22 protein-coding genes and 1 pseudogene are annotated in these 23,454 nt (G+C 39.3%); 16 read left to right on the plus strand and 7 right to left on the minus strand.

The window, feature by feature from the left end:
• Window positions 1–6 precede the first annotated feature (6 nt).
• A complete protein-coding gene (pyrH, locus tag G0029_RS09130) occupies window positions 7–735 on the minus strand; it encodes a UMP kinase (RefSeq protein WP_078193535.1) in 729 nt (242 codons plus the stop codon).
• 45 nt (window positions 736–780) lie between these two features.
• Window positions 781–2,124 carry a 30S ribosomal protein S12 methylthiotransferase RimO gene (rimO, locus tag G0029_RS09135; RefSeq protein ID WP_111883759.1) on the minus strand — a complete coding sequence of 448 codons (1,344 nt, stop codon included), beginning with the start codon at window positions 2,122–2,124 and terminating at the stop codon, window positions 781–783.
• A 352-nt stretch (window positions 2,125–2,476) separates the two neighbouring features.
• On the opposite strand from rimO, the gene glnL reads away from it, so the two are divergent.
• On the plus strand, window positions 2,477–3,583 hold the full coding sequence (gene glnL, locus G0029_RS09140; protein ID WP_078188727.1) for a nitrogen regulation protein NR(II): 1,107 nt from the start codon (window positions 2,477–2,479) through the stop codon (window positions 3,581–3,583).
• Window positions 3,573–5,048, plus strand: coding sequence for a nitrogen regulation protein NR(I) (gene glnG / locus G0029_RS09145; RefSeq protein ID WP_180023811.1), 1,476 nt, complete (start codon window positions 3,573–3,575; stop codon window positions 5,046–5,048). Before glnL ends, glnG begins: the two co-directional genes overlap by 11 nt.
• Before the next feature lie 70 nt (window positions 5,049–5,118).
• Here the strand turns inward: glnG and G0029_RS09150 are convergent, their stop codons facing one another.
• The 3 genes from G0029_RS09150 to mnmG form a co-directional block, all read right to left on the minus strand.
• Entirely contained in the window at window positions 5,119–5,445 is a 327-nt protein-coding gene (locus G0029_RS09150) for a hypothetical protein (protein ID WP_180109745.1), read from the minus strand.
• Between the two features lie 114 nt (window positions 5,446–5,559).
• A complete protein-coding gene (gene mhpT / locus G0029_RS09155) occupies window positions 5,560–6,765 on the minus strand; it encodes a 3-(3-hydroxy-phenyl)propionate transporter MhpT (RefSeq protein WP_180059077.1) in 1,206 nt (401 codons plus the stop codon).
• 344 nt (window positions 6,766–7,109) lie between these two features.
• Entirely contained in the window at window positions 7,110–8,990 is a 1,881-nt protein-coding gene (mnmG, locus tag G0029_RS09160) for a tRNA uridine-5-carboxymethylaminomethyl(34) synthesis enzyme MnmG (protein ID WP_180003879.1), read from the minus strand.
• Window positions 8,991–9,243: 253 nt separating this feature from the next.
• On the opposite strand from mnmG, the gene G0029_RS09165 reads away from it, so the two are divergent.
• The 8 genes from G0029_RS09165 to purD all read left to right on the plus strand — a co-directional run bounded on the left by G0029_RS09165 (window position 9,244) and on the right by purD (window position 17,263).
• Window positions 9,244–9,594, plus strand: coding sequence for a hypothetical protein (locus tag G0029_RS09165; protein ID WP_078188731.1), 351 nt, complete (start codon window positions 9,244–9,246; stop codon window positions 9,592–9,594).
• 147 nt (window positions 9,595–9,741) lie between these two features.
• Window positions 9,742–10,620 (plus strand): bile acid:sodium symporter family protein, encoded by an 879-nt coding sequence (locus G0029_RS09170; protein ID WP_180109717.1) that lies wholly within the window; start codon window positions 9,742–9,744, stop codon window positions 10,618–10,620.
• 75 nt (window positions 10,621–10,695) lie between these two features.
• On the plus strand, window positions 10,696–11,583 hold the full coding sequence (locus tag G0029_RS09175) for a bile acid:sodium symporter family protein (RefSeq protein WP_180109718.1): 888 nt from the start codon (window positions 10,696–10,698) through the stop codon (window positions 11,581–11,583).
• A gap of 126 nt (window positions 11,584–11,709) precedes the next feature.
• Window positions 11,710–12,612 carry a 50S ribosomal protein L11 methyltransferase gene (gene prmA, locus G0029_RS09180; RefSeq protein ID WP_180109719.1) on the plus strand — a complete coding sequence of 301 codons (903 nt, stop codon included), beginning with the start codon at window positions 11,710–11,712 and terminating at the stop codon, window positions 12,610–12,612.
• 18 nt (window positions 12,613–12,630) lie between these two features.
• Window positions 12,631–13,515, plus strand: coding sequence for a DUF3426 domain-containing protein (locus tag G0029_RS09185; RefSeq protein ID WP_180007762.1), 885 nt, complete (start codon window positions 12,631–12,633; stop codon window positions 13,513–13,515).
• Window positions 13,516–13,907: 392 nt separating this feature from the next.
• Window positions 13,908–14,177 (plus strand): DNA-binding transcriptional regulator Fis, encoded by a 270-nt coding sequence (gene fis, locus G0029_RS09190; protein ID WP_001086304.1) that lies wholly within the window; start codon window positions 13,908–13,910, stop codon window positions 14,175–14,177.
• Window positions 14,178–14,272: 95 nt separating this feature from the next.
• Window positions 14,273–15,847 (plus strand): bifunctional phosphoribosylaminoimidazolecarboxamide formyltransferase/IMP cyclohydrolase, encoded by a 1,575-nt coding sequence (purH, locus tag G0029_RS09195; protein ID WP_180109720.1) that lies wholly within the window; start codon window positions 14,273–14,275, stop codon window positions 15,845–15,847.
• 132 nt (window positions 15,848–15,979) lie between these two features.
• On the plus strand, window positions 15,980–17,263 hold the full coding sequence (purD, locus tag G0029_RS09200; protein ID WP_180109721.1) for a phosphoribosylamine--glycine ligase: 1,284 nt from the start codon (window positions 15,980–15,982) through the stop codon (window positions 17,261–17,263).
• A 50-nt stretch (window positions 17,264–17,313) separates the two neighbouring features.
• On the opposite strand, the gene G0029_RS09205 is transcribed toward purD, so the two are convergent.
• Window positions 17,314–17,922 carry a hypothetical protein gene (locus G0029_RS09205; RefSeq protein ID WP_180109722.1) on the minus strand — a complete coding sequence of 203 codons (609 nt, stop codon included), beginning with the start codon at window positions 17,920–17,922 and terminating at the stop codon, window positions 17,314–17,316.
• Between the two features lie 163 nt (window positions 17,923–18,085).
• Here G0029_RS09205 and G0029_RS09210 point away from each other — a divergent pair, with 163 nt between their 5' ends.
• Window positions 18,086–18,637, plus strand: a complete 552-nt coding sequence (locus G0029_RS09210) for a GNAT family N-acetyltransferase (RefSeq protein ID WP_180109723.1) — start codon at window positions 18,086–18,088, stop codon at window positions 18,635–18,637.
• Between the two features lie 242 nt (window positions 18,638–18,879).
• Here G0029_RS09210 and G0029_RS09215 read toward each other — a convergent pair.
• Window positions 18,880–19,199 (minus strand): annotated as a pseudogene (locus G0029_RS09215) (pyrimidine/purine nucleoside phosphorylase).
• Between the two features lie 656 nt (window positions 19,200–19,855).
• Here G0029_RS09215 and G0029_RS09220 point away from each other — a divergent pair.
• The 5 genes from G0029_RS09220 to G0029_RS18260 all read left to right on the plus strand — a co-directional run bounded on the left by G0029_RS09220 (window position 19,856) and on the right by G0029_RS18260 (window position 23,391).
• Window positions 19,856–20,728, plus strand: coding sequence for a MetQ/NlpA family ABC transporter substrate-binding protein (locus G0029_RS09220; RefSeq protein WP_180106537.1), 873 nt, complete (start codon window positions 19,856–19,858; stop codon window positions 20,726–20,728).
• 74 nt (window positions 20,729–20,802) lie between these two features.
• A complete protein-coding gene (locus G0029_RS09225) occupies window positions 20,803–21,828 on the plus strand; it encodes a methionine ABC transporter ATP-binding protein (RefSeq protein WP_180106539.1) in 1,026 nt (341 codons plus the stop codon).
• Window positions 21,825–22,520: a methionine ABC transporter permease gene (locus G0029_RS09230; protein WP_078188742.1), complete on the plus strand. Its 696-nt coding sequence runs from the start codon at window positions 21,825–21,827 to the stop codon at window positions 22,518–22,520. Before G0029_RS09225 ends, G0029_RS09230 begins: the two co-directional genes overlap by 4 nt.
• A 277-nt stretch (window positions 22,521–22,797) precedes the next feature.
• Window positions 22,798–23,034: a hypothetical protein gene (locus tag G0029_RS18255; RefSeq protein WP_227591801.1), complete on the plus strand. Its 237-nt coding sequence runs from the start codon at window positions 22,798–22,800 to the stop codon at window positions 23,032–23,034.
• 72 nt (window positions 23,035–23,106) lie between these two features.
• Window positions 23,107–23,391: a hypothetical protein gene (locus G0029_RS18260; RefSeq protein ID WP_227591802.1), complete on the plus strand. Its 285-nt coding sequence runs from the start codon at window positions 23,107–23,109 to the stop codon at window positions 23,389–23,391.
• Window positions 23,392–23,454: the final 63 nt, after the last annotated feature.

A 23,454-nucleotide genomic window follows, 5' to 3' on the forward strand; every position in this document is an offset into this window, starting at 1 on the left:
CGTACATTAGTTAGTAACGTGAGTACCCTCTTTTTCACCCATTACCACTGAAAGTAATGAACCTGATTTGTTCATATCAAATACTTGAAGTGGAACGTTGTGGTCACGGCATAAGCAGATCGCAGTTAAATCCATCACACCCAGTTTTTCATCTAAAACTTGGTCAAATGTTAATGCATCGTATTTCACTGCATCTTCATATTTACTTGGATCTTTGTTGTATACGCCATCAACCTTCGTCGCTTTAAGGATAAGATTGGCTTCAATCTCGATACCGCGTAAGCATGCTGCTGTATCAGTCGTAAAGAATGGGTTACCCGTACCTGCGACAAATACACATACTTCGCCACGAGTTAAATGACGAATTGCATCGCGGCTAGAATATGATTCAACTACTGCACCAATGGGTAAAGCCGACATTAGACGAGTTTTGATATTACGACGCACCAAAGCATCACGAAGCGCCAAACCGTTCATCACAGTCGCCAACATACCCATTTGGTCACCTGTTACACGCCCAACCAAACCATCTTTTTGTAATTGGCTACCACGGTAAAGGTTACCACCACCGACAACGATACCCACTTGAACACCCAAACCAACAAGGTGCGCAATTGCGAGTGACATTTGATCGAGCACTTGTGCATCGATACCCATCTCTTTATTGCCCGCTAAAGCTTCACCTGAAAGCTTAAGCAGGATGCGACCAAAACGTGGTTTTTTAGAATCAAGCATCATCAACTCCGAATTATTTAATTTCAATTATTTTTAATGAATCGTTTAAGCAGACTTAACCGAGATCAGTTTTGCAAATAAGTCATATTCATCTGCATCTGTGATTTCTACTTCAAGTAAATCACCTGCTTTAATCACTGACTTATCGATATCTTCCACAAAAACATTACCATCAATTTCAGGTGCATCTGCATAAGAACGCGCAACAGCAACTGGGAACTCTTCTTCAAGATCATCCACCAGTACTGTCATTTTCTGACCGATACGGCTTTGCAATTTCGCAGCAGAGATTTCTTGCTGAACTTGCATGAAACGTTCATAACGCTCTTGTTTGATTTCTTCAGGCACATGATCTGGCAAATCATTTGCAGTCGCGCCTTCAACTGGTGAGTAAGTAAAACAACCCACACGATCAAGCTGCGCTTCTTTTAACCAATCAAGCAACATTTGGAAGTCTTCTTCAGTTTCCCCCGGGAAGCCCACAACAAATGTAGAACGAATCACAAGATCAGGACATTTCTCACGCCAAACTTTTAAACGCTCTAGTGTATTTTCACTGTGCGCAGGACGTTTCATGAGTTTCAAAATCTTAGGACTTGCATGTTGGAATGGAATATCCAAATACGGCAGGATTTTGCCTTGTGCCATTAAGTCAATCACAGCATCCACATGTGGATATGGATATACATAGTGCAGACGCACCCAGATACCCAATTGACCCAATGCTTCACACATGTCATAGAATTTGGTTTTAACGGGCTGACCGTTCCAGAAGTCCAATTTGTATTTGGTGTCTACGCCATAAGCAGATGTATCTTGAGAAATCACTAAAACTTCTTTTACGCCTGCTTTTTTCAGTGCTTGAGCTTCAGTCAATACTGAACCTACTGGACGAGAAACCAAATCACCACGCATGCTTGGGATGATGCAGAATGTGCAACGGTGATTACAACCTTCTGAAATCTTCAAATAAGCATAATGTTTTGGTGTTAAACGAATACCTTGTTCAGGTACTAGATCAATAAACGGATTGTGTTTCGGTGGCTCAGGCACGTATTCGTGCACAGCTTCCATCACTTCTTGATATGCCGCAGCACCTGTCACTTTTAAGACATTTGGGTGCATTTGGCGAATTTTGTCTTCGTCTTTACCTAAACAACCAGTCACAATTACGCGACCGTTTGAACTCATCGCTTCGCCAATGGCATCTAGCGACTCTTGTACTGCAGATTCAATAAAACCACAGGTATTTACAACTACTAAATCGGCACCATCATAATCTGATGCTACATCATAACCTTCAGTCTTTAACTGAGTTAAAATTCGTTCGGAATCTACCAATGCCTTAGGACAACCTAAAGAAACAAAACCGACTTTGGGGGATTTCATGAATCTGCGCTCCACTATAATCCGCGTATTGTATGTCTTTTCAAAACATAAAAACAGGTGAAAAGGCCACTCTTTATATCACGCACCAAAATAATGCTATAAATTCATCCATATAATTTCATTTGCACCATTTTAATGCATTTTAGATTTACAGCCTGTTTTTAATCAGCTATACACTTTATTTAAAGTCTTAAATAAGCGCATTTATTCAAATAAGCATCAAAACTTAGCGTATTTCTGAAATAGTTGGCTTATATCTTGCATAACTTGCATCAATTCGAACCTTATTAGATTGAACGATTTGCTTTATGAAGATGCCATTGCGCCATTTTAAGACAGGAACCTCTCGCTAATGGATCAGACTATGACGATTGATTACCGGCTTTTAGTGGATAATTTAACCACTGCCATTTTATTGGTCGATAGCAACCTGAATATTTTTTATTTAAATTCATCTTGTGAAGCGCTTTTTGACATCAGCTTACTTCGTGCATCAGGTCAGCCTGTATTAAATTTACTCCATATGCCCGATGATGAATTCAATACGCATGATGCATTAATGAATACATTAACTTCTGGCCAGCACTATACGCGCCGAGAAGCAACGATTAATGTCAACTTTAAAGACATTCATGTTGATTACACCGTGTCACAGCTCAACTCTGGCAAACCCTACCACCCGTTGCTATTGATTGAACTCAATCAAATCGACCGGATGTTGAAAATCTCTAAAGAAGAAAACCTGATTCAACAGCATCAAGTCGCACGACAACTGATTCGTGGTGTTGCCCATGAAATTAAAAATCCACTCGGTGGTATCCGTGGGGCGACACAACTTTTAGCGCGTAGCTTAAATGATCCGAAGTACAGCGAATTCACCGACATTATTATCAGTGAGGTGGATCGATTACGAAATCTAGCTGACACCATGCTTGGCTCTAGACAATTGCCAAGTTACGAACCAGTCAATGTGCACGAACCACTTGAACGTGTCCGTTCACTGATCGTCAACCAAACCAAAAAGAAAATTAAGATCACCCGTGATTACGACCTTTCGTTACCGGATGTTTTAGCAGATCGTGATCAATTGATTCAGGTCATGCTGAATATCAGTGTAAATGCCGTTCAGGCGATGACGGAAAATAAAGAGTTCTTTGTTGAGCATCAACCAGAACTCACTTTGCGCACACGTATTCAACGTTTAGTCACCATCAACGGTGTATTAAAACGTTCTGCGGTACGCATTGACATCGAGGACAATGGACCGGGTGTACCACAAGAAATATTAGAATCCGTATTTTACCCTTTAGTGACAGGACGAGCGAAAGGCACAGGTCTCGGCCTTAGCATTGCACAAAATATTATGCATCAACATAACGGAATGATTGAATGCCAATCAGTTCCTGGAAAAACAGTATTTAGCCTATATTTACCTTGGGAGTCAGATCATGTCGCGTAATAAGATTTGGGTCATCGATGATGATCGCGCCATGCGTTGGGTGCTGGAAAAAACATTCAAAGAAGAAGGTTTTGATGTTACCAGTTTTGAAGAAGCACAATCCGCTTTAGATCAGTTAAGTGTCGATGCGCCAGATGTTATTTTGACAGACATCCGTATGCCGGGTATTGATGGACTGACCTTTTTAGGTAAAGTCAAAGGCAACTACCCTGACTTACCTGTAATTATCATGACCGCACATTCAGATTTAGAATCTGCTGTGTCGAGCTATCAAACGGGTGCTTTTGAATATCTACCAAAACCTTTTGATATTGATGAAGCTTTAGCACTTGTAAACCGTGCAATTTTGCATATTGCCAAATTACAACAACAAGAATCTGCTAAAACCATTCAACCGATTCAATCTACAGAGATTATTGGTGAATCACCTGCTATGCAGGAAGTCTTCCGTGCCATTGGTCGTCTTTCTCAATCACACATTACTGTATTAATTAATGGTGAATCAGGCACAGGGAAAGAATTGGTTGCGCATGCGCTGCATAAGCATTCACCACGTGGCAACAAGCCTTTTATTGCGCTCAACATGGCGGCAATTCCAAAGGATTTGATCGAAACTGAATTATTTGGTCATGAAAAAGGCGCGTTCACCGGTGCCAACACACAGCGTCAAGGGCGTTTTGAACAAGCCAATGGCGGGACTCTTTTCCTTGATGAAATTGGTGACATGCCATTTGAAACCCAAACCCGCTTATTGCGTGTTTTAGCGGATGGCGAATTCTACCGCGTTGGCGGTCACATCCCAGTCAAGGTGGATGTCCGTATCGTTGCGGCAACGCACCAAGACTTAGAAAAGTTAGTACATGAAGGTCGCTTCCGTGAAGACTTGTACCACCGTCTAAACGTGATTCGTATTCATATTCCAAAACTTGCACATCGTAGTGAAGATATTCCGATGCTTGCACAACACTTCCTAGCAAGTGCAGGTAAAGAACTTGGGGTAAGTCCGAAGATTCTGCGTCCTGAAACGCAAGAATACATGCAAAAACTACCATGGCAAGGTAATGTGCGTCAGCTTGAAAATACCTGTCGTTGGTTAACGGTTATGATCACAGGCCGTGAAGTGTATCCAGAAGATTTACCTTCTGAATTAAAACAGATTCCAATTCAAGGCACAGATGGTAACCCTGCTGCTCAAGGGATTGATCGCATCGGTGTGCATCATTGGGATGAGCTACTTGGTCAATGGGCAGTACAAAAACTTAAAAATGGTGAGATGAAAATTCTAGATATTGCAACACCAATGTTTGAACGCACCCTCATCAATGCTGCACTACAACAAACACGTGGGCGTAAGCGTCATGCTGCAGAACTTTTAGGTTGGGGTCGCAACACCTTAACCCGTAAACTCAAAGAACTTGGCATGGACAGTGCCGAAGATGATGTCGAAGAAGAATTAGAAAGTTAATTTTCTGATTTACATTAAAAAAGCCAGTCACTTGACTGGCTTTTTTATTTTGAGATTTTTTAACAATATTTTATGCCGTAAAGCCGACATAACGTGAATAACCTTCCACCCCTAAATCAGACTTATATATCTGAAACTCAGGGAAACTTGAGGCGGTAATTTCAGTAAACATATGATATTGATCATCATTGGCATGCAAGTCATCGACTGTATGCTGCATGGTTTGCTCAAATTCATCGGTAATAAACTCAAAACCAATATCCATTGCAATAAACAGCACATGCTCACATGGCTGCACATACTGCTCTTCTGACCAATCAATCACTTGCTGCTGGCAATGTGGACACTGAATGTTATCTGAGGGAGAAATATCAAGTTCGATCAATTGATAAGACATAAAAGTAAATTTATTCATAAATATTAGATTTATTCTAACAAAACTTAGTTTCAGCTAAAGATATTTATTCAATAAAAAAGGAGCCGTAGCTCCTTTAAATATGACTGGTTTTGACTATTTTTTAAGGGATGACTTATAGGCTGACAATGCAGCCACTGCGATAGCTGACAAAGCAATACCCGGCGCACTTGCAATTAAAATACCTGTCGTTCCTAGACCTAGCGCCAAAATCTTACCTGTGAGTAATGGACCTGTCATTGCACCCAAACGCCCCCATGAAATCGCACTCCCCACACCTGTTACTTTCCCAGCTGGTGTATAGAAAATTGGAGAGATCCCATACAAAATCGATTGACCACCTGTAGAGAAAATCCCGCCCATGATGCCTGCTGCGATAAGTACAGGAATTGAATTTGTTGTGAACAGTACAAACAATGCCACAAACAAACCTGAATAGATAATCACTGCCATTTGCCATAATTTTAGGCGATCTAGCAAGTAGCCTAAACCCAGCGTACCAATCACCGCGCCCACTTGGAACATCAACATGATCATAAAAGCTTGTTGCTTTTCCAACCCTTGTTCCATAAGCAAGTTAGGCAACCAACTGATCAGAATATAGTTCACCATTAAGGTAAAGAAAAAACTCAACCAAAGCGGCAAGGTATATTTATAACGCTGTTCAGCAAAAAGGATTTGCCCCATCGGAGGAACCGCTTCTTTGCTTTCTGCCTGAACTTTTTCAGTACGCTTATCTTTTAAGATAATCGCCATGAATGGAATTAGAATTAAAGGCGTTAAACCACCAATTAAAAATAGTGTATGCCAAGAGATATCTTTAAAAATAATACCCAAGCCAGCAACAAAGATTGCACCTACAGGTAAGCCGCAGTACATCAAACTATTTAAGCGTCCACGGTTAGCATCCGTCGCTTCATCACCCACCACCGAGATCATCGTTGGCATCGCAGCGCCCAAACCTAAACCTGTAAAGAATCGTGCGATATATAAAATTTCAATACTTGGTGCAACTGCCGTTATAGACATAAATACACCGAAGATAAAAATCGACAACATTAGGACTTTCTTCTGCCCCAAATAGTCAGCGACACGCCCCCCAAAGAACGCGCCAAATAACATACCAAATACACCCAAGCTAAACACATAGCCCATTTGCACCTGATCTAAGGAAAATGTCGCTGCGATTCCTTTTGCTGCGATACCGGGAGCTTGTAGGTCAAAACCTTCAAAAAATGCCACCCAGAAACACAAAAATACTGTTAGAAATTTTTGCATTTTTCCCGATTGTTGATTTGCCATAATCGAACTCCATTCATGTAGCGTAAACCCACTTGTACGCCATGCCCTGAAGTTTCGGCTTTATTGGGTAGAATAAATACCACTACAAAGGTCGGAATTCACACGACCAAAAGCCCACCATTAAGACCTAAAACTTTGTATATCAATAGTTTTTAGATCTTATTTTTTATATTTATAATTAATTATCAATCACTTAAGTTTATGAAAGATTTTAATAATCAAACCATAGCTAAAACTAATGATGATAAAAATATTCATTTAATCCGATCAAATACCAATAGCCAATAATTTTTAAGCAATAAAAAAACCCGCAACTGAGCGGGTTTTTTGTTTAACTCAAAATCTTATGCAGATTTTTTCGCTTGGTTATTCTTACGAATCGTAATCATTACCAATTGAACAGCCGCAGGTGTTACACCCGGAATACGACTTGCTTGTGCCAATGTTTCAGGCAATACATTTTTCAGCTTCATGGTGATTTCACGTGAAAGACCAGAAACGACATCATAATCAAAATCAGCAGGAATACGTGTATCTTCCAAACGCTTCATTTGCGCAACGTCTTCTTGCTGACGGTTAATATAACCTGCATATTTCACAGCAATTTCAATTTGCTCACCCACAAATGCTGAAACTTCAGAACCCGTCAATTCAGCAATTTGCGCAAAGTTGATATTTGGACGTTTGAGCAAATCAATTGCATTGGTTTCTTTTGACAGGTCATCGCCAGTCATTTCAACGAATTTTTTGCCTAGTGGATTGTTTGGCGCTGCCCAAAGGTGTTGTAAACGACCTTTCTCCGTTTCTACAGCTTCCATTTTTTGGCAGAACGAATCCCAACGCGCATCATCTACCAGCCCCATTTCACGACCAATGGCAGTTAAACGCTGATCCGCATTGTCTTCACGAAGCATCAAACGGTATTCCGCACGTGACGTGAACATACGGTACGGTTCTTTAGTACCGAGAGTAATCAAGTCATCAACCAACACGCCCATGTACGCTTCATCACGTTTTGGTGTCCATTGCTCTTGATCCCATGCACGACGTGCTGCGTTTAAGCCTGCAAGCAAACCTTGCGCTCCCGCTTCTTCATAACCTGTTGTACCGTTAATTTGACCTGCAAAATACAGGTTATTAATCGATTTGGTTTCTAAAGAGAATTTCAATGATTGTGGGTTGAAATAGTCGTACTCAATTGCATAACCCGGACGCAAAATGTGCGCATTTTCCATACCACGAATCGAGCGAACCAATTCAAACTGAACATCGAATGGTAATGAAGTTGAAATACCATTTGGATAAAGCTCATGTGTATCTAGACCTTCAGGTTCCAAGAACACTTGATGCGAATCTTTATCGGCAAATTTATGAATTTTATCTTCAATCGATGGGCAGTAACGTGGACCCACACCTTCAATCACACCAGTATACATTGGTGAACGGTCTAAGCCGCCACGAATGATATCGTGAGTTTTCTCGTTGGTATGTGTGATATAGCAATTGATTTGCTCAGGATGCATCGACGCATCACCCATGAATGACATAGTCGGAGATGGGAAATCACCCGGCTGTGGCGTCATCACAGAGAAATCAACTGATCGTGCATCGATACGTGGTGGTGTACCAGTTTTTAAACGACCTACAGGTAAGTTCAATTCACGAAGGCGCGCAGCCAATGAAATTGAAGGAGGATCGCCCGCACGACCGCCTGAAGCATTATTTAGACCTACGTGGATCACTCCACCCAAGAATGTACCTGTAGTCAATACAACAGTTTTCGCATCAAAGCGAATACCCATTTGGGTGACTACACCTTTAACGGTATCGCCTTCAACAATAAGGTCATCAGCTGCTTGTTGGAAAATATCCAAGTTCGCTTGATTTTCTAAGGTTTCACGAATCGCAGCTTTATAACGAATACGGTCAGCCTGTGCGCGAGTCGCACGAACAGCCGCACCTTTACGTGAGTTTAAAATACGGAATTGAATACCACCTTTGTCGGCAGCCAATGCCATAGCACCGCCAAGCGCATCAATTTCGCGTACTAAATGTGATTTACCAATACCACCAATGGCTGGGTTACAGCTCATCTGCCCTAAAGTCTCAATATTATGAGTTAAGAGTAAAGTCTGTCGACCCATACGTGCCGCAGCAAGAGCTGCCTCAGTACCCGCGTGACCGCCGCCGATAACAATGACATCGTAAACTTTAGGATAATGCATAGTGGTAAAGGAGATTAAAAAAGGATGACGGAAGATTATAGCAAAAATTCACCGATAAGTTGACTGATTAACTCGATTTTATTGTTATTGGCTACTGTTTTATGCCTATATATTTCTTTATGAATATACATACTTTGCATATTCCACATAAAAATATACATTTCTCAAGCAAATGTTACTCGAAGATTGTTGTTTTATTCTGATGATTTTTTATTCTGTTATAGATCCCATGAGAATCATAAGGACTATAAGCATGAATAAGAATATTTTGCTATCCACGGTTTTATGCGGTTTATGTTTATCACCACTTGCTGCCTCAGCCAATGATAAAGTTGAGAAAGTGTATGATGCACAGCGATATCAACAAGTCTGTAAAGGTAAAAGCCAAGGCGCTCAAGTATCATTTGCCTATCGCGGTATTATCTGGAATGGTACTTGCGAACCACAATTTTTTAGCTCGTCCAAAAATGCAAATCTTCATGGCGAAGAAGCCGAATTATTAAGCACATGTAGTGCAGATGCAAAAGCCACTACTGCAACGATTAATGGACAAGAAATTAAAGGAAAATGTGCTTTAGGGTTTACTCCTCCTCGTCCTAAATAATCAGTTGTCGATGAAAATATCGACCAATTAACAGATCAAAAATAAAGCGGGTAAAACATCAGTTTTTACTCGCTTTTATTTATTGCTTATTTATTAAACTGAGATAAACTCAAAAACACTATAAGGATAAAAATATCAGGAAATTCCATGGATTCGGGATTATTTGCATTTTTTCTACCCATTGCTTTAGCCATTATGATGATGGGTTTGGGACTTGAACTTTCAGTCAAAGACTTTTTACGCGTTGGACGCTATCCAAAAGTTATTTTCATCGCTTTATTTACTCAGCTTATTCTACTGACCAGTATTGCGTTTTTCCTGTGTAAGTTGCTTGAGTTACCCCCATTACTTGCGGTGGGGCTCATGTTGCTTGCGGCTTCACCCGGTGGCCCCACAGCAAACCTTTTTAGCTACCTATATAAAGGTGATATTGCTTTAAACATTAGCTTAACGGCCATTAACTCAGTTGTATCGTGCTTTACATTGCCTTTTATCGTCAATCTATCCATTTTGCATTTTGTTGGTGAAAGTACCAGTATTGGTATGCCTATCGATAAGATCACCCATGTATTTCTGATTATTTTGATACCGGTATGTTTCGGTATGTTTATTCGAAACTCCTTTCCGACCATTGCATATCACATCAACAAGCCGATGCGAATGTTGTCTATTTTCTTATTAATTCTTATCTTTACACTCGCAGTTTTGCGTGAACAATCCAACATAATTACGTATTTTGCCAGCGTCGGCATTGCGACCTGTTTACTCTGTTTCAGTGGCTTATTTTTGGGTTACCTAATTCCGTTCCTCTCGGGTGTGCCTGAAAAACAGGCTCGTGCGTGTACCTTTGAGATTGGCATTCATAACACCAGTATCGCCCTAACCATCGCACTGAGTGTGCTTGAAAACACCACAGTGGCGATACCTGCCGGTGTTTATTCTATTTTTATGTATTTATTGGCGACCTTATTTGGTTTTATTTTGACGCGCCGTGGCAGCCACCTAATTCAACAAGTGAAAACCTAAACTATTTTTTCTAACGCAATCACCATAAGGACTTTGGTGAAAAACCATTAAATATGCTCAAGGAGAATAAATACGATGGATTCTGGAATTATTACGGTTCTTTTGCCATTAGCACTGGCCTTTATTATGATCGGGCTTGGGCTAGAACTTACCCCCAAAGATTTCGCACGTGTCACCAAACATCCTAAAGCCGTGTTGATCGCATTATTTTGCCAACTCGTGTTGCTTGTCGGTATCGCCTTTCTACTATGTAAACTGTTAGCATTACCACCACTGCTTGCTGTCGGCTTGATGCTACTCGCAGCCTCACCTGGTGGTAGCACAGCTAACTTATTTAGCTATCTATTTAAAGGTGACTTGGCTTTAAATATTACCCTGACCGCCATCAACTCTGTCATTGCAGCATTAACCCTTCCATTGATCGTGAATTTTTCGATCATGCACTTCATGCAAGAAGGGCAACAAATCAGTCTACAGTTTGGAAAAATCCTCCAAGTTTTCGGCATCATTATCATCCCAGTCTGTATAGGTATGCTGCTTCGTCACTATGCACCTAAACTGACTGAGAAACTGCATAAACCACTCCGCATCTTTGCTGTGGTCTTTCTCATCTTAATTATTATCGGTGCTATTTACTCTGAACGACATAATATTGCGGCTTATCTAACCCAAGTTGGCTTAGCTACGGTTCTATTCTGTATTTTCAGCTTATGTATCGGTTATTTTGTTCCGAGACTATTCGGCATCAATAGTGCTCAGGCACGTGCTTGTGCATTTGAAATCGGGATTCATAACAGCACATTGGCCATGACCATCGCCTTAACAGTGATGGCCAGCTCTGCAGTTGCAATGCCTGCGGCAGTATATTCAATCTTTATGTATATTTTTGCCGCTGTATTTGGTTTCGTAATTACACGTTTTGCACCGATCTCGACAACTACAACTGAAACAATTAAAAGTTAAGTCACTGAAAACTTAAAAGGATGCCACGTGCATCCTTTTATTTTTGGTCAATTTTGATAATCGCTAGCTGCAAGTTGCCGAGTTCCGTTACAATAGCTTTTTATAAAACTCATTTAGGTTATGTCCGTGAAGTGGTTACAAATTCATATTACTGTTGAAAAAGCTCAAGTTGATTACACTGAAACGCTGCTCAGTTCTTTAGGTGCAGTCAGTGTCACGCTAGATGATGCAGAAAATCAGGATTTACTTGAACCACTTCCAGGTGAAACACCACTTTGGAATAAAGTGATCGTAACTGGTATATATGCACAAGAAGATGATGAAGAAATTGATGTTGCAGCATTAGAAACATTTATTAAAGCTCAACTTCCTGATGTGCCAATGCGTAGCGAATTCATTGAAGACCAAGAATGGGAACGCACATGGATGGATGCTTACGAGCCTATTCAAATTGGTGAAAAATACTGGATCGTACCAGAATGGATGGAAGCGCCAGAAGCAGACGCCGTAAACATCAAACTAGACCCAGGTCTGGCATTTGGTACTGGCAACCATGCATCAACATTCTTATGCCTACAATGGTTAGGTAAAGTTGACCTTAAAGATAAAATCGTAATCGACTACGGTTGTGGTTCTGGTATTTTAGGTGTTGCCGCTTTACTTTTGGGTGCAAAAAAAGTTTATGCCACTGATATTGACCCACAAGCCGTTTTAGCAACACAACAAAATGCCGAATTGAATGGTGTACTGGAAAATTTGTATGTTGGCCTACCTGAAGAGTTCAACCAAGAGCTTGCTGGACAAAAAGCCGATGTGTTTGTTGCTAATATTCTTGCAGGCCCTCTAATGGCCTTGGCTGCAGAATTCTCAACTTTAATTAAATCTGAGGGCGAGTTCGCACTTGCAGGTGTAATTGAAGAGCAAGTTTCTGATGTTTCTAGTGTTTATTCTGAATTTTTTGATATATTAGACGTAGAAAAACGTGACGAAACATGGTGCCGAATTTCGGGTAAACGCCAACAGTATTAAAATTTAAAATGTGTACTTATGAGCGACAAATTAACTAACTGCCCAACTTGTTTTACAACATATAAAGTAACTGTTCCGCAGCTTACTGTCGCTCAGGGCATGGTTTGTTGCCCAAAGTGCTCTACATCTTTTAATGCACTGTCTCATTTGGTGGTAGATAAAGCGTTGTCTTTTTCTACCCCTGAGCAAGAAAATGCACCTCAAAAAAACTCCAATACTATTATTAATGTCAGCGAATTTAATAATACGCTTACACCAGTGACTGTTGAAGAAACACCAACCCACCATTTATTAAAACTATTTGATCAAAAAGTCGAAAACTCTAATATCGATCTAAAAACTTATTTAAATAACTTAAATTATTTCAGCACCGAACCGATCGGCAACCTTCCTGCTGTAAATTGGGCAGAACAGGCTGAAAAAGATAAAAAACGTACACCACTGAATTATTTTATGTGGTTCTGTATTAATGCTTTCTTATTTGGTGCACTTATATTCCAGTTTTTCTGGTTCAATCCACAATATTTAAAAAATAGTCCAGTGATGGGTGCTGCATTTACTGCGGTCTGTGATGTATTCAATTGTTCACGTCTCGAAGAACATTACAGTTTAATTAGTACCAAAAAAGTCAAAATTCGTAGCATTGGAAATAATGAAACACGTTTTACAGGTGAAATGATCAATTTTCATGACCGTAGCCTTGCCTTACCCAATATGAAAATTTCACTAAAAGAAAATGGTACTGAAATAGCAAACTATACGCTTTTACCTGAAGAGTATTTGGACAAAAGTCTGCATGGCATCCAACGGATCCCAAAAAGTAGTCCTTTTAAATTCCAATTTAGTCTACCAATTGCACGCAAGAGCTTCGATAATTATTCAATTGAGTTGATTCGCCCCTAATATTGGAAAAAACTATTAAAAAAGTAAAAAAAACATAAAAAAAATGCAGTTTTCTTGCTCACTTTTTCCTAGACAATGGTATGATACGCGCCACGAAAGCTTTGTGCTGCAAACTCCTCGCTAATTTTTCACAACAAATACAATCCCAACCGTGCGCTTTAATATTTATTGCGTATTGAGTAGATTTTTTGTTTGTTTTTTAGGCTGTAACAATTATTAATCTATTGTTACGCTTATTTTTCGAACAATTTTGCGAGTTGTGTCAAGCTACAAGTAATGTACAAGTTTTAGAACTCCGCATTAGGAACTAAAACGGAGTTCATTCAAGTTTATAGACCACTTTTAACAAATCACTTTACCCAAGTGATATTTGATTTTTCGGATTAATTCGCATGAATAGCAAATCTCCTATTTTTACTGCACAATCTGATGTCGCTCTTCGTATTCACGTAGATCGCGCAGTTCGCCATTACTTTGCACAATTGCAAGGCGAGCAACCATCTCAGGTATACGATATGGTGCTGGCGGAAATGGAGAAGCCTCTTCTATCTGTAGTTCTTGAATATACACGTGGTAATCAAACCCGCGCTGCTGAGATTCTCGGCTTAAACCGTGGTACTTTACGTAAAAAGTTGAAAGCTCACGGTTTAATGAGTGAATAAATGATAAAATGCTTGCGGCTTCCGCAGGCATTTTTTTTAACCTGCATTTTGCTAATTTTGTTTTAATCTGTTCCTTGAAAACTGTGACGAAGATCATGACTATTAAACGCGCTTTAATCTCTGTGTCTGACAAGACTGGAATTGTTGAATTTGCACAAGAACTTGCTGCTCTAGGGGTAGAAATTTTATCTACTGGCGGAACATACAAATTGTTGAAAGACAATAATGTTGCCGTAGTTGAAGTTTCAGAGCACACAGGTTTCCCAGAGATGATGGACGGCCGTGTAAAAACGCTACATCCGAAAATTCATGGTGGTATCTTAGCTCGTCGCGGTCTAGACGAAGCTGTGATGGCTGAACACAACATCGATGCAATCGATTTAGTTGTTGTTAACCTTTATCCGTTTGCTGCGACTGTGGCTAAACCGAACTGCTCACTTGCTGATGCGATTGAAAATATCGACATCGGTGGTCCGACTATGGTTCGTGCTGCTGCGAAAAACCATGCATCTGTAGGTATCGTAGTAAATGCATCTGACTATGGAACTGTTGTTGAAGAGTTAAAAGCTGAAGGCGCATTATCACATGCAACTCGTTTTGACCTTGCGGTTAAAGCATTTGAACATACTGCTCAATACGACGGTATGATCGCTTCTTACTTAGGCGCTCGCGTAGGTAAAGATGAAGGTCAAGCTGACAAATTTGCACGTACTTTCAATACTCAATTGAACAAAGTTCAAGATCTTCGTTATGGTGAAAACCCGCATCAATCTGCTGCTTTCTATGTAGAAGACACAGCAACTGAAGCATCTGTTTCTACTGCGAAACAACTTCAAGGTAAAGAACTCTCTTATAACAATATCGCAGACACTGACGCTGCACTTGAATGTGTGAAATCATTCGCTAAGCCTGCTTGTGTAATCGTTAAGCACGCAAACCCATGTGGCGTTGCAGTTTCACTTGACGGCATTCAAGCTGCTTATGACCTTGCATACGCAACTGACCCTGAATCTGCATTCGGTGGCATCATTGCATTCAACCGTGAATTAGACGTTGCAACTGCTCAAGCCATTGTTGACCGTCAATTCGTTGAAGTGATCATTGCTCCTAGCGTTGCTGAAGGCGTGCTTGAAGTGACTGGCGCGAAGAAAAACGTACGTGTACTCGTATGCGGCGAGCTTCCTGCAATTACTGAACGTAAAGCTCAGTTAGATTACAAACGTGTGAATGGCGGTCTATTGGTTCAAGACCAAGACTTAGGCATGATCACTAAAGATGACCTTAAAGTTGTGACTAAACGTGCACCAACTGAACAAGAAATCGATGACATGATCTTTGCTTGGAAAGTTGCGAAATACGTTAAATCAAACGCAATTGTTTATGCTAAAAACCGTCAAACGATTGGTGTGGGCGCAGGTCAAATGAGCCGTGTGAACTCTGCTCGTATTGCTGCAATCAAAGCTGAACATGCTGGTTTAGTTGTTGAAGGTGCTGTAATGGCATCTGATGCATTCTTCCCATTCCGTGATGGTATTGATAACGCTGCGAAAGCAGGTATCAAATGCATTATCCAACCGGGTGGTTCTATGCGTGATGAAGAAACAATTGCTGCTGCTGATGAAGCTGGTATTGCAATGGTCTTCACTGGCATGCGTCATTTCCGTCACTAAGTTGGCAACGTGATCATGACAATTAAGCACAGTTTTTTGCTTAATACACTAGATTTATAATCTTGCATAAAGTCCTCTCCTGCTTTCAGGTTGAGGACTTTATGTCATTTTCGATTCATGGAGTATGAACCGATGAATATTTTAGTTTTGGGTAATGGCGGTCGTGAACATGCATTAGCATGGAAAATCGCACAAGATGATAAAGTCACAAAAGTATTTGTAGCACCAGGTAATGCGGGTTCTGCAACTGAAAATAAATGCGAAAATGTTGCACTAAATATTTTAGACAATGCTGCGATTATCGACTTTGCAAAAAGCAATGCAGTTGATTTAATCGTGGTTGGTCCAGAAGCACCACTAGTCAATGGTGTAGTCGATGCTTGCCGTGAAGCGGGTGTAAAAATTTGGGGCCCAACTCAATTTGCTGCACAGCTTGAAGGCTCTAAAGCATTTGCGAAGCACTTCTTAAAACGCCATAACATCCCAACTGCTTTCTATGATGTATTTACAGAAGTAGATGCAGCTAAAGCATTTGTTGAAAAAAATGGCGCGCCGATTGTAATCAAGGCAGATGGTCTTGCTGCGGGTAAAGGCGTAATTGTTGCCATGACCAATCAAGAAGCATTTGATGCGATTGATGACATGCTTGCAGGCAACAAATTTGGCGATGCTGGCTCACGTGTAGTAATCGAAGAATTTCTTGCAGGTGAAGAAGCTTCTTTCATTTGTATGATTGATGGAGACAACATCTTGCCAATGGCAACTTCACAAGATCACAAACGTATCTTTGAAGGCGACCAAGGTCCAAACACAGGCGGTATGGGTGCTTACTCTCCTGCGCCTGTAGTGACTGCAGATGTATTTGAAAAAACTATGAATGAAGTGATGCGTCCTACCGTTGAAGGCATGAAAAAAGACGGTCACGCTTATACAGGTTTCTTATACGCAGGTTTGATGATTGATGAACAAGGTCAACCTAAAGTGATCGAGTTCAACTGTCGTTTTGGCGACCCTGAAACTCAACCAATTATGATGCGTTTAAAATCGTCTTTAGTTGATTTGGTTGAAGCTGGTATCGCGGGTAACTTACCTGCGGAAGCTGAATGGGATGAGCGTAAGACTGTAGGTATCGTACTTGCATCTAAGGGCTACCCTGAAACGTCTAGCAATGGCGATGTGATTTCTGGCTTAGACACAGAAATGGCTGATGCGAAAGTTTTCCATGCAGGCACTAAAGCACTTGAAAATGGTGATATTGTGACTGCAGGCGGTCGTGTTCTTTGCGTTACTGCTCTAGGCAATACCATTGGCGAAGCGCAAGCTAAAGCTTTAGAGCTTTGCCAAAAAGTGACTTTTGATGGTGTTCAATACCGTAAGGATATTGGTTACCGTGCAATTGCGCGTGAAAATGCTTAATTAGATTTAAGAATAAAAAACCCCGCTAAGTGCGGGGTTTTTACTTTTTTTCAAGAATGTTTAATCTTATTAGCTAAATTATTCACTTTTTCCTCAATAGTAAGAAATAGTGTTGTGGAAAACATTCCTGTTAAAAAACATAAAACTATCATCTTATAAAAAAATTTCTTTTTATCTATTTCATCAAATTTAACTGAACTAGAATGATCAACTATTAAGTCTAAGATTATGCCACTTTTAAGCCCTAAAAATGTTAAGACTCCTAATAGACCAGAGCCAATTAAAAGTTTCGCATATTCATAGTCCTTTAAATTGTTTTGGGAAAGCAACATCTTTGTTAAAGAACCCAAGCATGCAACTAAAAATGCTGGTAAGGCATAAATAAATGCATTTACACTCATATTTAAAGCAAATAGTACGTCTTCATTTAATTTGAAAATCCCATCCATCTGCTCACTGCCAATCGTCAAATATAATATATAGAAAACTCCCCCTAAACCTGCAGCAGCAACATATGTAAATACCATCAACCGATAAATTTTAAGTCTCTTTTCCCTTTCCATTTGACTATTTTGTTTTGTCTCTGACTCATTTTTTCTTAAGTGCTCTAAAAATTCTTCATCACTTAAATGAGAGCTATCTGTATTATTGCTATTCAAAAAATTTCCCCTAAATATAATCTCATAAATATCAACACTATTTTACAATCAAATTACTCATCATCGTATTTTCCCATAATATTTAAATTATAAAAACCAATTAAATACATTCTGATAGTTTAGTCATTTCTTATAATTTAAAATCTAATTTGGGAAAAAGAAAGTGAATATCAAAACCCCTCGCCTTATCCTCCGCCAATGGCAAGACTCCGATACTGCTCCATTCATCCACATGTGTGCAGATGATGACATCATGCGCTATTTCCCTAGCAAACTTGATGCTTCCGAAGCCACTGCATTTATGCAACGCCTACACGATGCAATAGAAATACGCGGTTGGGGTTTATATGCTGTCGAGCTTAAAGCTACAGGAGAATTTATTGGCTTTATCGGCTTACATGTACATCCCCCTGAGTTTGAAATAGCCGATGCACCAGAAATTGGTTGGCGCTTACTGCCGCAATATTGGCATCAAGGCTATGCCACCGAAGGAGCAAAAGCTGTACTCAAATATGCTTTTAGAAACCTAAGATTAGATAAAGTCATTTCATTTACAGCGATTTTAAATACGCCTTCGGAACGTGTGATGCAGCGCATTGGCATGGTAAAAGTACGCGAGTTTAATCATCCGCATGTACCAGCGGATCATCCATTAAACCGTCATGTACTCTATGAAATTCAGCGCAGTGATTATTTGCACATTCCATTTTGCTAATTCAATAATTATTCACGGCAAAACTAAAGTACATTAACTCTGCCAAACAGTGGCTATAGATGATGTTAAAAAGCTTAATTTTAGTTACTGTAGCATTTCGCATAAGAAAGCTAAATCATTCATTGAATCATATACCCCCCGCTAAGTGCGGGGTTCAGCTCTAAAAAATCATTTGCTATGACCTAGGAACTAAAAATCATAAGGTGTAAAGCTAAAGCAACTGTAAACCTGTCTAAGCATACTTAATCAAAATTGCATACATAGTCGACAACATCGGTGCATTGCACTTTAAAAATAGAATCTTGAGGAACAATAAAGCTTTCGCTAGAAGTATATTGTACAAACTCTCCCTGCTCCCCAATTTGCACAACACACTACCCCGATGTGATTTCAACACGTTCTTTCACATGCGCCTCAAACGTCATGGGTTGCTCTGAAGGTAAAAATACACCGATGGTTTTTTGACTACCATCTTCCACTTTTAAAACATGGCTCACCGATCTACCGCCATAATGTACTGTAGGCTTTTTACAATTGAGACGAAATCAAACTGATTTAACATAGCGTGCCGCACATAGCAATTTATTATGATCAATTATAAAGCAGCTTATATTAAACAATGTAGCGGATTCAATCTTCCTCAGATTTAGATCTAAGATTTTGAAAAACCATGAATCAGAGTTGAACTGTAAATGTATCAATAAAGATTTCAATGCAGATTAGATTGGAGCACTTCGTTATTTTCACATATGAATGTTACAAATTTTGTGTATGACAGGACTTATTTCATTTTTATCATTTTTTCAGCAATACATTTTAAAATTTGTTATATAGACCTAAACTTATATATATGATGTACTGAAATAGTTTAATTATAAATAATATATTGTTTTTACTTATTAAATTTTTTAATTAAACATATTCCATATACAATTTTGGTGCTAAGCATAACTTTTTAAATCACTATATTGAATAATAAAAAATTGATATGATGCCTAGCGAAATATAGAGATTTGCTTTATTAAATCTTTTGTTTACAGCAGCTTGCAATGGCTATCTTTTCCCATTTGGAAATAGACTCAGATCTAATTGTATAAGTCTGTGTAGCATTTTAAATTATTAAGCATCTATCAGCCTGTCTGACAAAAGACTTAAGTAAATCTCTCCATAATATGATTTGTGAATTTATTAATTTTATAAATTTACTCGGGTGAATATATGAAAAAGCTCCTAGGATTAGTTCTCGGTTTATCTGTTGGCCTTTCAGGCTGTGGTAAACAAGAAGCTCCTGCAACTGACGCAGCACAACAAAAAGACACTGCAGAAGTGCAAACCGTCACCATGGCTTCGACTGGTTCGGATGCTGATATTTGGCGCTATATTGCTACGCTTCCTGAAACCAAAGAAGCTGGCATTAAACTTGAAGTGAAAAACTTCACTGACTATGTGTCTATGAACACTGCTGTAGCAAACAAAGAAATTGATGTTAACGCATTCCAATCATATGCTTATATGGTTGCGTTTAATGACAACAATAAAGATAAAATCGCACCGCTTTCGACTACTTATTTAGAGCCAATGGGTATCTATTCAAGCAAAGTCAAAAAACTTGAAGAGTTCAAAACAGGTGCAACAATTGCGATTCCAAATGATGGCGCAAACGAATCACGTGCATTGTTACTACTTCAATCTGCTGGCTTAATCAAACTTAAAGCTGATTTTGATGATGTAAAAGGCACACCTGCTGACATAACTGAAAATGCGAAGAAAATCGTAATCAAACCAATTCAAATGGCGACTGCGGTTCGTGTTAAAGACGAAGTTGATGCGATTGTTTTGGGTAATACCCTTGCGATGGAAGGTGGTTTAAACGTACTGAAAGATGCGGTTTACTATGAGCCAATCGACCAAAGTACAAAAATGAACGTGAACATTCTTGCTGTTTCTGCTGACCGTCAAAATGACCCAGTTCTACAAAAAGTAGGCGCGCTTTATCACACTCCAGCAGTTAAAGCTTACATCGATGAACATTTTGGTGGTACTAAAATTGATGTAAATAAACCAACTAGCTACCTCACTGAAGCAAAATAGTAATATAATTTCTTCAAATAAACAGGCAAAGTTTACTTTGCCTGTTTTTTCATTTCTGAACCTTTTTTGACGCTATGATCCAATTTAAAAATATCTCCAAGCATTTTGAGCTAAAAGGCCAAACCGTTACAGCACTGGATCAGATTAATCTGGACATTCCAGATGGCTGTATTTTCGGTCTAATTGGCTACAGTGGTGCAGGCAAAAGTACCTTAATCCGTTTAATTAATTTGCTAGAACGTCCAAGTGAAGGGCAAATTATTATTCATGATAAAGACTTTACTGCTTTAAGTTCGGCAGAGCTACGTCAAGAAAGAACCAATATTGGCATGATCTTCCAGCACTTCAATTTACTGCAAACCAAAACAGTTGCAGAAAATATTGAAATGCCGCTTAAACTTTTAGGTGTGTCTAAAGCTGAACGCCAAAAACGTTTAGAAGAGTTGCTCGAATTTATTGACCTAAAACATAAGAAAAATGCCTATCCAGATGAGCTCTCTGGTGGCCAAAAACAACGTGTCGGGATTGCCCGTGCGCTTGCCAATCATCCTAAAATTTTACTGTGTGATGAAGCAACATCTGCTCTCGATCCGCAAACCACCAAGTCGGTATTGGCGTTATTAAAGAAAATCAATCAAGAACAAGGCATTACTATTGTCATGGTCACCCATGAAATGGATGTGATTGAATCTGTTTGTGATTATGTTGCGGTAATGGAACAAGGCAAAGTCATCGAACATGGCTCAACCTTAGAGATTTTTAGTCAGCCAAAACACAATACAACCAAAAATTTTATTCAAACTGTATTGCAGCAACAGCTCCCTGTTAATATTTTAAATAATCTAGAAAATCAAAATCATAACAGTATTTATTGTTTAAAATTTCTGGGCAGTTCGGCACAAGAAACTGTCATTCAAGTGGTAATTAAACAGTTTGATATTAGCCTGAATATTTTGTTTGCCAATATGACTGAAATTAATGGTGCGGTAATTGGGCAAATGTTCGTTCAGCTATTAGGTGATGCAGCATTGATTCAACAAGCGGTGGCGTTCTTAGAACAACATGGCGTTGAAGTCACTCAAGCAGGAGTTCAGCAATGAGAGATTTAATTGTTCAATGGCTGACTCAAATTACAGCACCCTTTTGGAAAAGTTCTTTGTCCATGGATCAGTTCGTCACTGCCCTACAAGAAACTTTTCACATGGTGTTCTTTGCCATGCTCTTTGGCTGTATTTGGGGTTTTATCCAGGCCGTGATTTTATATGTCTCACGTCCACAAGGCATTTTGCCTAACCGTGTTATCTACCATGGTTTGAACCCGATTGTGAATGCGCTGCGTTCATTGCCATTTATTATCCTCCTGATTGCGGTCATCCCTTTGACCAAAGTCATTGTGGGTACTTCAATTGGTACTTGGGCTGCAATTGTTCCTCTCACAATCTATGTTGGTCCTTACATTGGTCGTCTGATTGAAACTTCGTTGCTTGAAGTGAATGACGGCATCATTGAGTCTGCTCAAGCGATGGGCGCATCTCCGCTGCAAATCATTACTAAATTTGTGCTACCAGAGTCACGTAGCTCTTTGATTTTAAACTTAACGACTGCAACCATTAGCTTAATTGGCGCAACAGCCATGGCGGGTGCAGTAGGTGCAGGCGGTATCGGTGACCTTGCTATTTCTTATGGTTATCAACGTTTTGATAGTAGCGTGGTCATCATGACCGTGATTGTCTTATTGATCTTGGTTCAAATCGTACAAAGCCTAGGTGATTGGTTATCAAAATTACGCTAAGCCTGCGCAATTTATATCTTTAAGCTCTCTTCGGAGGGCTTTTTAATGTTTAAGATTTGTTTTTTTTAAAGCTGAAATTAAACCAAAATGTCTTTAATTTTAAATTATTTTGACGGCAAATTAGCAACACCATAAAATTTAAAATATGACCTTCAATATTACGTTTACAAAAACTTGAATGAGTACAAACTATCAAAAGAATAGAATTTTATATTCTCCATGCAAACAATACTGACAGCAAAAATTTTCCGCTTAAATTTTTTTCACAACAGCAATATTGATCACTTCAGCAGCATCTGCATCCATTGCTGATTATGACTATGTAACTAATATTAAGGTAAATGATGTTGACTTAGCCTTACCCTTGCCTGCATCAAAAGCAAATGCATTAATCAGCAAAAATCCAGTAAAGCTTAAATATGAATATTCAGAATGTACCGGCAATACTGAATTTCATGTCACATCAAAAGGTAAATTTCTAAAATTTGAAATTTATGCTGAGGACAATCCTTAAGTTAAAAATGATTCATTCTATAAAAATAAAAACAGCTTCGCCCAACTTGGACAAACCAAAGGGGTTGTTTGGATGGAATGGGATAAATCCACTCAAATACGCGATAAAATTCAAATTGGATCAAAACATCTGATAAGCCAATATGACTATCAACAATTTGTAAAAGACTTTACCAAAAGTGCAAAATTAGCCAATCCAAATGAAGTTGCATTTGTGATTTTTCTCTCACCGACTCATGCCAAATGCGTGCTGAAAGAGCCGCATAACTATGATTTACCCTATATTGGCAATCTAGCCTTCAACTTTAAAAATAGCAAATTAATAGCTTTTTCAGTTAATCAAGGTATTGCTTGCTAAACCGTGATTATCATACAGCGTTTATTGATTAAACAGTGAATTTATAAATCTGCATAAAGCCAT

This window comes from Acinetobacter sp. YH12138 (assembly GCF_015218525.1).
GTDB classification, from domain to species: Bacteria; Pseudomonadota; Gammaproteobacteria; order Pseudomonadales; family Moraxellaceae; genus Acinetobacter; species Acinetobacter amyesii.

Coding starts and splice junctions, on each gene's coding strand:
- pyrH (WP_078193535.1), bottom strand. CDS start 735: ATGCTTGATTCTAAAAAACCACGTTTTGGTCGCATCCTGCTTAAGCTT.
- rimO (WP_111883759.1), bottom strand. CDS start 2,124: ATGAAATCCCCCAAAGTCGGTTTTGTTTCTTTAGGTTGTCCTAAGGCA.
- glnL (WP_078188727.1), top strand. CDS start 2,477: ATGGATCAGACTATGACGATTGATTACCGGCTTTTAGTGGATAATTTA.
- glnG (WP_180023811.1), top strand. CDS start 3,573: ATGTCGCGTAATAAGATTTGGGTCATCGATGATGATCGCGCCATGCGT.
- G0029_RS09150 (WP_180109745.1), bottom strand. CDS start 5,445: ATGTCTTATCAATTGATCGAACTTGATATTTCTCCCTCAGATAACATT.
- mhpT (WP_180059077.1), bottom strand. CDS start 6,765: ATGGCAAATCAACAATCGGGAAAAATGCAAAAATTTCTAACAGTATTT.
- mnmG (WP_180003879.1), bottom strand. CDS start 8,990: ATGCATTATCCTAAAGTTTACGATGTCATTGTTATCGGCGGCGGTCAC.
- G0029_RS09165 (WP_078188731.1), top strand. CDS start 9,244: ATGAATAAGAATATTTTGCTATCCACGGTTTTATGCGGTTTATGTTTA.
- G0029_RS09170 (WP_180109717.1), top strand. CDS start 9,742: ATGGATTCGGGATTATTTGCATTTTTTCTACCCATTGCTTTAGCCATT.
- G0029_RS09175 (WP_180109718.1), top strand. CDS start 10,696: ATGGATTCTGGAATTATTACGGTTCTTTTGCCATTAGCACTGGCCTTT.
- G0029_RS09185 (WP_180007762.1), top strand. CDS start 12,631: ATGAGCGACAAATTAACTAACTGCCCAACTTGTTTTACAACATATAAA.
- fis (WP_001086304.1), top strand. CDS start 13,908: ATGAATAGCAAATCTCCTATTTTTACTGCACAATCTGATGTCGCTCTT.
- purH (WP_180109720.1), top strand. CDS start 14,273: ATGACTATTAAACGCGCTTTAATCTCTGTGTCTGACAAGACTGGAATT.
- purD (WP_180109721.1), top strand. CDS start 15,980: ATGAATATTTTAGTTTTGGGTAATGGCGGTCGTGAACATGCATTAGCA.
- G0029_RS09220 (WP_180106537.1), top strand. CDS start 19,856: ATGAAAAAGCTCCTAGGATTAGTTCTCGGTTTATCTGTTGGCCTTTCA.
- G0029_RS09225 (WP_180106539.1), top strand. CDS start 20,803: ATGATCCAATTTAAAAATATCTCCAAGCATTTTGAGCTAAAAGGCCAA.
- G0029_RS09230 (WP_078188742.1), top strand. CDS start 21,825: ATGAGAGATTTAATTGTTCAATGGCTGACTCAAATTACAGCACCCTTT.
- G0029_RS18260 (WP_227591802.1), top strand. CDS start 23,107: ATGGAATGGGATAAATCCACTCAAATACGCGATAAAATTCAAATTGGA.